Consider the following 9,406-nt stretch of genomic DNA (forward strand, 5'->3'; position numbering starts at 1 on the left):
CTTCGACAAGCTCAGCCTGAGCGGGGATCAAACCTCTCAACTCCGCTCAGGCTGAGCTTGTCGAAGCCCCATCGGCCTTAATACACCGGAGCGTTATCCAGCGGACGCAGCCATTCGGCAGGCGTCCCCTCCGGCGCCACCGGCGCATATGCCGCCCCGATCGGCAGCGGCTTGAGATTGTCCGACCACTGGTTCACCACCCGGTTCGAGCCCGGCGAGCGCATGATCTGCAGGAACCCGGTTTCCGAGACATGCGGTCCGTGGACGATATTCGGCGGACGGAAGAAGTAGGCCCCCTGCCGCATGCGGCCTTCGGGCGCCCACATCTCGCCCTGCAGCATGAAGGCTTCCTCGCAGTGGTGGTGCGTCTCGGTGGGGAGATGGGTTTCATCGGGCACGCCGTGCGGCAGGCCGGTGAGCAGGAAGGTGCGCCCGCTGTCGTTCGGGCCGAGCCGCAGCACCTTGCGGGCAAGCCGCAGGTGCCCGAGTTTCGGATCGTAGGTCGAGGTATCCCAAGGCATCCGCGCGGTATCGATGGCGATGGCATCGGCGCATTCTGCATGGGCGTTCGGATCATCGAGTGCGTGCCTGAAGACCAGAAGCGTCGCGCCGTCCTGCGACGAAACAGCACCGAGGCCGTTGCCTTGCGGGATGTAGCCGTAGGCATGTCGCGCGCAGGGCAGTTCGTCCACCGTCACGGAGCCGTCCAGCACGAAGTACTCGAAGGCAGGCTCCCCGGCCGTGCGTGGCCCCGACACGAAACCGGGCGGCAGCCGCACGATCAGCGTGGCGTCGGTGCTCAGCGGATCGTAGCTGAGCAGCTTTTCCAGAACGCCGTCCGGCCGTTCGCGCCAGTCGACGTTCTGGGTCTGGATGAACTCGATGTGCGGCCGGGCCATCGTTGCTTCACCCCAGTTCCAGCGCGCCGGGGTTCATGCGCATGTCCGGGTCGAGCGTGCGTTTCACCCCTTCCAGCAACGCCCGCGATTCCGGCCGCAGGATCGAGGCATAAGGATATGTCCGCCCGATCTGGTTCGAGGCTGCACCATGGCGCGCGAACACCGCGACGATCTCCTGCCGCAGCCGCATGACCAGCGCCCGCGCCGCTTCGTTGGCAGGAGGGCGGGGCAGATCGCGCAGGGCCTTGGCGCTCAGGGTCGCCTCGTGCATCGGCAGCCATTCGTCGTGCCAGTTGAATACCGGCTCGTAGCTGAAGGCATGGTTGCCCATGATCGTGATCAGGCGTGAGACGACCACGCCGCTCTCGCGCAGCGCATCGGCATTATCTGCCAGCAACTGCTCCAGATCGTCCACCAGAGCCTTGGCCTGGCTGTGCGGCACCTTGCCGTTGAGCGCGACCCAGCGGTCTCCCGTCGCCCCCAGCACCGCGTCGAGGGGCGAGAACATCTCCGCCCGCCCGGCCTTGGGGATGGAGTTGGGCAGTTCCCTGCCGCCCAGCTTCGCCGCGATCTGGCGAGCGGCGCCCATATCCTCGTCCACGCTCGCGCGGCTGCGACCGGCAAGGACGAGGTGCAGCGAGAAGCAGCCCTCCTCGATGAAGTCGCGCCCTGCCAGCGCCAGCTTGGCGCCCGCTTTGAGGCCGCGCAGCAGGCCCTGTTCCTGCGCCACGACCTTGCCCAGCGTCTTTACGTCGCGGATCAGGTCGGACGGGGCGGCGAGTGCTTGCCGCGTCTTGTCCGGGTCCATGACATAGGCGTCCTCGGCCAGTTCAGCGCGCCCGATCTCGCAGATCGCGGCGATGGCGGCGTCACGGTCGGGGAAGCCGAACGAGAGGAAGTCGGTGTGCGCGGGCTTGCGGATCATGCGCAGGCTGGCCTTGCACTTGATGCCCAGCGCGCCCGCGTCGTGGATGAACAGCCCGGTGGTGTCCGGGCCGAAACTGCGCAGGAAGGGCTTGGGCGCATTCGCCACTGCCTTCTGCCCGGTGTGGACGACCGCGCCGTCCGCTGTGACGACCTCCAGCCCGAGCACGATGTCCGCCGAAGTGCCATAGCGCGCGGTGCCGAGGAACAGCGCGCCGTTGGAGAGCCCACCGCCCACTGTCGCGCCCCGGCCGGAGAACGTGCCGAAGAACGGCAGGCGCAGGCCCTTCTCCTGCAGCGCTTCATAAAGCTGAAGCCATGTCACGCCCGGCTCGACGGTGACGACCATGTCTTTTTCGTCGATGGAGAGGATGCGGTTCATCCGCCGCAGGTCCACCGCGACCCAGTCGGCCCCGCTGCCGACGTAGCCGCCGACATAAGTAAGGCCGCCGCCGCGCGGCATCAGCGGCATTCCGGTGGGTGCGATGCGGCGCACGGCCTCGACCAGCTGCGCCTGATTCTCCGGCCGGATCACCAGACGGCAACGCCCGGCGCGGCCGAGCAGGTCGGAGGAGTGCAGCTCGATCGATGCCTCGTCGCTCAGCAGACCCTCGGGGCCGAGGATCGCGGAAAGGTCGCGCTCCAGCGCGTCGTCGATCGTGCTTGCGGAGGCCATTCTATTCCCTCTCATTCGCGATCACGGCCTCGCGGAACGCGCCGCGTCCCACGGCCAGCGTGAGCGCGGCGGCCGTGCCGCAGCCGAAGAAGACGATGCCCAGCGCCCAGGCTATGCCGCCCGGGCCGGTAAAGACGGTGTCGGACAGGAACCCGACGATGAAGTTGCCCGCCGTCAGCGCGATCAGGCCCGAGCAGATCGTGTGGATCGCCATGACCTGCCCGCGCAGCCGGTTGGGCGTCATCGCGGAGATGCCCGAATAGACGCCCGAGATGTTCCAGTTCAGGAACAGCGCATTGAGCGCGTAGAACACCAGCGCCATCCAGCCTGACGGCACGAGGCAGGCGGCGGTGCCGAACAGCACCATCGAGGCCGCGCAGCCCATCGCCGCCAGTACCGGCGCGTCGCGGTGGCCGCGCTTCAGCAGCCACGCGATCACCCAGCCGCTGTTCACGGCTGCAAAGGCGCTTACCGGAAAGCCCACGGCGCCCAGTGCATAGCCGGTATGCGCCGCGTCCCAGCCGTGCGCGCGGATGAACAGTGCGGGGAACCACCCGACGATGGCATAGACGCAGACAAGGTTCATGACCGTGCCGATCAGGAAGCAGCCGTAGGCTACCGGGCGCTGCGCAAACAGGCTCAGGATCGGCCGCAGGCTGATGCTGGTGACTTGCGTATCGAGGCCCTTGCGCGAAGGTTCGCGCACGCTCGCCAGGATGATGAGGGCGAGGACGAGACCGGGCAGTCCACAAAGGATGAAGACGATCTGCCAGGGCATATGTGACCCGAACAGCGAAGGCAGCCCCGCGATGAGCGCGTCGGCCCAGCGGATGAACAACCCGCTCAGCGCCATCGCCGCTGCCGTCCCGATCGAGCTGCCCACCACGAACACGCCGTAAGCGCGCGGGCGCTCGGTCGGCGCGAAGTAGTCGGCGATGAGCGAGGTCGCGACCGGCACCAGCGCCGCCTCTCCCACGCCCACCATCATGCGGGCAAGGAACAGTTGCTCGAAGTTGGAGGCGAAGGAGCAGCAGATCGTCGCGAGGCTCCACACCGCGAGGCCCCCGACCAGCACCGGCACGCGGCGTGAACGGTCGCAGAGCATGCCCAGCGGCAGACCGAGCAGGCTGTAGACCATGCTGAAGGCCATGCCCTGCAGCAGACCGAACTGCGTGTCGCTGAGGTGGAGGCTGCGCTCCAGCGGCTCTATCAGCAGGGCGATGGAGACGCGGTCGAGGATCGCCAGCGCATAGGCCAGCGTCAGCAGTGCGATCACGTACCAGGCGTATCTTCGTGCCGGCCAGACGTCCTGCGGCGCGCCGGGCGTCACGCCGCGCTCTCCGTTTCGGCGATCGCCGAGGTGAGGAACTGGGCGACCACTACGGCGGCTTCGGTGTTGGTATCGGGGCGGTCGGTCGTCGCATGGCCGAGGCGCGGTGCGGCGGCGTAGAACGGGTCGTGCTCGCGCGTGAACACCAGCATCGGGCATCGGGTGACGGGCGGGGTGTCGGCAATCGACAGCGCGGCGTTCATGGCGTCGCCGTAGTGCGCGGGCTGCTTGATCACGCCCAGCAACGCGCCGTGTAGCGCCTCGCCGCCCAAGGTTGGTTCGGTCTTGCGCTGCGCTGCGATCGTGCCCGAATGCCAGGGCCACTGCACTTGCCCGTCGCGCAGCATGTGCCAGGCGCGGTGGAGGTGTCCTCCGGCCATGTCGAAGGCGAGGGGAGGGCACAGCGCCTCGGGATCGGCGGGCCTTTCGGGTGCGCCGTCGAGGATCAGCTGCCCGACCATGTCCGGCCGTGCCTCGGCAAAGGCGAGCGCGAGGTAGGAGGCGGGGCCGACCGCCAGCACGTCCACCTTGCCGCCGAGTTGGGCGGCAAGCGTCGTCAGCGTCGCGAGGTAGCCGGCGGCCGAGGGATCATCCAGCGCCTCGGATTCGCCGAAACCGGGCAGGTCGGGGACTACGGTATCGTGGGTGGCGCAAAGCGCGCCCTGCCACTGCATCGCGGACAGCGTGGAGGATGCTTCAAGGATGAGCACAGGACGGCCACCCTTCGGTCCACGGCGCCGGACATGAATCTGGCCCCCTTCGTGCTCGACATAGCCGGTGGAGGAAGGCGCGGTGACAGGCGCATCCGATGCCGACGCATCGGTAAGGCGGGCCAGCAGCCATTCGCCCCATGCCGTCCGGTCGCTTTCGAGGCGTTCGATGCTGAGGGCCGGGTTCTCCGCCACCGGAATGCGGTCGAGGTAGCCGTAGAGCACGTCGTCCCGGCGGGCGGCCACCAAGGTCGGCACCGTGATCGCCCGGAGGGCCGGGCTGCAATCGTAGCGCATCGCGGCGGCATAGGCGCCGGAGTAGTTCGGCCCGGCGCTGAACAGGTCGATGGTGTACTGTTCGATCCATTCGGGCGAAGGCGTTTCCATTGCCATGCGGCTGGCGGCAGTCGTCGCGAACCACGGGAACCAGCGCAGCATGTCGCGCGTGCGGGTCCACTCCGCGGCGATGTAGGCGCCCTGCGCGTCGATGGTGAAGGGGCGCATGTAGGCATCGACGAAGGCAGTCGGGGCCAGCGCTTCCGGAAACGACAGTCCGTCGAGGATCAATGCGGGCGGACGCCCCGAAGAGGCCGCATATTCCAGCGCGATCTTGGCGCTGGTATGGGTCGCGTAGATCGGCGCATCGGCAAGGCCAAGGACCTCCAGCGCATCACCCAGCGCCGCCGCGAAATCGTCGATCGTGGGGATCTCGACGCCGAGCGGTTCGGAATTGCCATAGCCCGGCGTGTCGAGCGCGAAGACCCGGAAATGCGGCGCCAGCAGCCGCATCATACCCAGATGCAGGCGTGAGGATCGCGGCGAATCGTGCAGCAGGACGACAGGCTTGCCTTGCCCTGCCTCGCGCAGATGAACGCGCCGTCCCTGGACGTCGACGTAGCGCCGGGCGATCCTCAAGGATGGGGCGGCGGCGATAGGTTGCCGGGAGGACATGACGCTGTGACCCTCATTTTGATATAGACATATATCTATTCGTGATCGATAAAAATCGGGTTGTCCAGCCCGGAGATCGAACCGAGTGAAGATGCGCCAGAGTGACTTTTCGCGGCCTGCCCCCCGACCCGACGACCCGCGAGGGTGGGCGGTGGTGGTCGCCGCGATGGTCGGGGTGGCGCTGGGGCTGAGCCCGATCCCGTTCTACACGATCGGCATGCTCGCCCCGCAGCTTTCCGCCGAATTCGGCTGGAGCTTCGCGGCGCTGATGGCCAGCATCACGGTGCAGTCGGGCGTCGTCATGATCGCCAGCCCGCTCGCCGGGATCGCCATCGACCGGTTCGGCGCGCGGCCCGTGGCGCTCGTCTCGCTGCCGCTGTTCGGGCTCTCTTACATGAGCCTCGCACTCAGCAACGGGTCGCTGACTTTGTACTATGCGCAATGGGTAATCATGGCGGTGCTCGGCGTTGGCACCCTGTCCGCGACGTGGACCAGGGTAGTGACGCAGTGGTTCGACAAGTGGCGCGGCATGGCGCTGGGCCTTGCGAGTTGCGGCACCGGCATCACCGGATTCATCATCAAGCCGCTCTGCGCCCACCTGATCGAGACGCATGGCTGGCGCACGGCCGTGGTGGTGGTCGGCTGCCTGCCCATCGTCGTCGGCGTGCCCGTGGTGGCGTTGCTTTTCCGCGAGATGGCGCGGGGCGCGGCGGCTCCGGACAAGCCGGTCGAAGCCGCGGAGGAGGTCAGCCAGCCCGGCCTGACGCTGGCCGAGGCGGCGCGCGACCGGCGGCTGTGGATCATGGCGGGGGCCTTCCTGTTCATCGCCTTCGCCCTCACCGCGCCGACGCCCAACCTTGAGAACATCCTCAAGACCCGCGCTTTCACGCTGCCGCAGATCGGCGAGATCACCGCCGCCTTCGGGCTTTCGGTCATCGCCGGGAGACTGATCGGCGGCTGGCTGCTCGACCGTTTCTGGGCGCCGCTGATCGCCCTCGTCATCCTCGCGTTCCCGGCGCTGGGCTGCTGGCTGCTGACGAGTTCGGCGCTGTCGCCGCTTATCGCGACGCTGGCCGTGATCTCGCTCGGGTTCGGTGCTGGGTTCGAATTCGACCTGCTCGCCTACCTGATCAGCCGCTTCTTCGGGCAGCGTCACTACGGGGCGATCTATGGCTGCTTCTATGCCGTCATCGCTTTCGCGGGCGGTCTGGGGCCGGTCGTCTTTGGATATGTCTTCGACAGGATTGGCGATTACACGATTGCCCTGAGGTCGGGCTCGGCCTGTCTGGTTGTCGGCGCCGTACTGCTCCTCGCCATGGGTGCCTATCCAAAACTATCAGAAAAATAACGATATTATCGGCGCCTGTGACTTCCGTGCCCCAGCGTCGAGGTAAATCGACACGAGATCGATTTGGCGGGTTGACACAAAGCGCAATCTATTATGTCATCAATGCATAACAAATAAAGATCGCAGCGGCGGCGGCAGGATGCGCCCGCGTTCCAAGGTTTCAGGACAGAAAATGAGGAGTCGTCATGCTTGATTCGACGAGGTGTATTCGTGCGCGCGCTCTGGGCGCCGCCGCACTGCTGGCCATCACCGCCACCACAGCCCATGCACAGGACGCGCAGGGCACTGACGCACAAGCCAGCGGCAATCTTGGCAGCGACATCATTGTCACCGCGCAGCGCCGTCCCGAGCGTCTGCAGGACGTCCCGGTCGCCGTCACCGCCTTCAGCGAAGAGATGATCCGCAACCTCAACCTGAACGACGCGATCAAGACCGCGCAGATGGTGCCGGGCATGATCGCCACGCACAACGCAGGGCTGGGCACCGCCAACGCCTACTACCTGCGCGGCCTCGGCAACAGCCAGTCGGTCGCGACTTTCGATCCGCCGGTCGGCACGTATGTCGACAACGTCTACGTCGCGCGCCAGAACGCCAACAACTACCAGTTCTTCGACGTCGATCGCGTGGAAGTGCTGCGCGGACCGCAGGGAACACTGTTCGGCCGCAACACCACCGGCGGCGCCGTCTCGGTGATCATGAAGAAGCCGTCGGACCGGATGGGCGCCAAGTTCGAGGCGACTTACGGCTCCTATGACCGCGTCACCGCCAAGACCACCGTGGACCTGCCGGTGAGCGAGCGCGTGCTGACGAAGTGGTCCGCCTACTACGTCTACGACAAGGGCTACCTCAAGAACGTCACCACCGGCGACCGCCTCAACGGCGAGCGCAACTACGGCTTCCGCGGCGACGTGCGCTTCCTGCCGACCGACGACCTGACCATCGACCTGTCGGGCGAATATACCCGCAACACCGGCACCTACCTTGGTGTCTACGCCGCGCCGGGCGCGTCGGATCGCTACAAGACGACGACCACGCCGGATTTCTACAACACCCGCAATGCCCTGCCCGAAGGCAACTGCAAGGGCGATCCGGTCAACATCCTGCTGACCACGGTGACCGGCAACTGCTCGCTGACCGACAGCTACGCGACGACCGCTGACGTCAACTGGAACACCGATGCCGGCAACCTCGAACTGATCGCGGGCTATCGCGAGCAGGAGCAGGGCTACATCAACAATTACAACGGCACGACCACCAATGTCTACGCCGCCTACATCCTGGCCGACAAGATCAGGAACCATCAGGTTTCGACCGAACTGAAGTGGACCGGCGAAGCATTCGACGACAAGCTGAAGTACGTTGCCGGCGTGTTCTACCTGCGCGAAGTGAACCATCTCGCTTCGGCCGACTTCCAGGGTTCGGCGACGGCTACCGCGTTCAATCTCCTGCAGGATCGCCATTTCCGCCAGCAGGTGGAGACTGTCGCCGGCTACCTCCAGGGCGACTACGAGGTCGTGCCCGACCTGACCGTCACCGTGGGTGCGCGCTACACCTACGAGAAGAAGAGCATCGAGTACTTCGATTCCGAGCGGTTTCCCGGCTTCGGCTTCAACAGCGCCGACGTGCGCGCGGCAGGCATTCCGCTCAAGCTGACGCAGAACCGCGTGACCCCGCGCTTCGCGATCAACTACAAGCTCTCGCCCTCGGTCATGCTCTATGCTTCGGCGACGAACGGCTTCAAGTCGGGCGGCTGGAACGGCAACGCCGCCGTGGCGACGCGCGTGCTGGCGTTCGAGCCGGAAGTGACGTGGTCGTATGAAGGCGGCGTGAAGTCGGAACTGTTCGATCGCAAGGTGCGCATAAACCTCAACGGCTATTATGCCCGCACCAAGAACCTGCAGATCACTTCGGGCATCGTCCCGCCGGGTGAGACGGTGATCGTCAGCCTCGCGCGCAATGCCGGTACGCTGGTCGATTACGGTCTGGAGTTCGAGACGGTCTTCGCGCCGGTGCGCAACTTCGAGTTCTTCGCCAACGGCTCGCTGTCGCATGGCGAGTATTCGTCGGTCGTGATCCTGCCGGGCGTGTCGCAGGCACTGCAGATATCCACCGACACCCGACCGGTGCGCACGCCGACCTTCCAGTTCACCGGCGGTGCGACGTACACGATCCCGGTCGACGCGCTGGACGGCGACATCAAGCTGATCGGCTCGTACCGGCACAATTCCTCGTATTATATCGCCGTGCTGAACACAGCGGCGGCCCCGCGCGAGGACTTCGTGGACCTCAAGGTCTCGTACGAGAAGACCGACGGCAGTTTCGGGGCGTCGTTCGGCGTGACCAATCTGACCAAGCAGGAGACGATCACGGCGAACTTCCTCTCGCTGTTCCCGGGCGATCCGCGTCGGTTCACCGGCAGCGTCTGGTTCAAGTTCTGAGGAGAGTCCTTAGCCCGGGTTATTCACGAGCCCGCCGCTCTGGTGTGTCCCGAGTTTGATCGGTGTTTGGCGGCTTGACTTGGGCGAGCGCTGGCGCCGGTGTTTTCCACCGCGTCAGGAGCAATGGGCT

Annotated in this window: 6 protein-coding genes; 2 read left to right on the plus strand and 4 right to left on the minus strand. The window is 66.1% G+C overall.

Annotated features, from left to right (window positions below):
* Positions 1-77: 77 nt before the first annotated feature.
* The 4 genes from ACYPYD_RS07245 to ACYPYD_RS07260 are packed head-to-tail and all read right to left on the minus strand — an operon-like array spanning position 78 to position 5,454.
* Positions 78-899: a cupin domain-containing protein gene (locus ACYPYD_RS07245; protein ID WP_459662623.1), complete on the minus strand. Its 822-nt coding sequence runs from the start codon at positions 897-899 to the stop codon at positions 78-80.
* A 7-nt stretch (positions 900-906) separates the two neighbouring features.
* A complete protein-coding gene (locus ACYPYD_RS07250; RefSeq protein WP_459662624.1) occupies positions 907-2,499 on the minus strand; it encodes an FAD-binding oxidoreductase in 1,593 nt (530 codons plus the stop codon).
* 1 nt (position 2,500) lies between these two features.
* A complete protein-coding gene (locus ACYPYD_RS07255) occupies positions 2,501-3,829 on the minus strand; it encodes an MFS transporter (RefSeq protein WP_036527050.1) in 1,329 nt (442 codons plus the stop codon).
* Positions 3,826-5,454, minus strand: a complete 1,629-nt coding sequence (locus ACYPYD_RS07260) for an alpha/beta fold hydrolase (protein ID WP_459662625.1) — start codon at positions 5,452-5,454, stop codon at positions 3,826-3,828. Before ACYPYD_RS07260 ends, ACYPYD_RS07255 begins: the two co-directional genes overlap by 4 nt.
* A gap of 127 nt (positions 5,455-5,581) precedes the next feature.
* Between ACYPYD_RS07260 and ACYPYD_RS07265 the strand changes: the two genes are divergently transcribed.
* Positions 5,582-6,838 (plus strand): MFS transporter, encoded by a 1,257-nt coding sequence (locus ACYPYD_RS07265; RefSeq protein WP_459662626.1) that lies wholly within the window; start codon positions 5,582-5,584, stop codon positions 6,836-6,838.
* 185 nt (positions 6,839-7,023) lie between these two features.
* Entirely contained in the window at positions 7,024-9,276 is a 2,253-nt protein-coding gene (locus ACYPYD_RS07270) for a TonB-dependent receptor (protein ID WP_459662627.1), read from the plus strand.
* Positions 9,277-9,406: the final 130 nt, after the last annotated feature.

The sequence above is a fragment of the Novosphingobium sp. 11B genome (assembly GCF_054589055.1).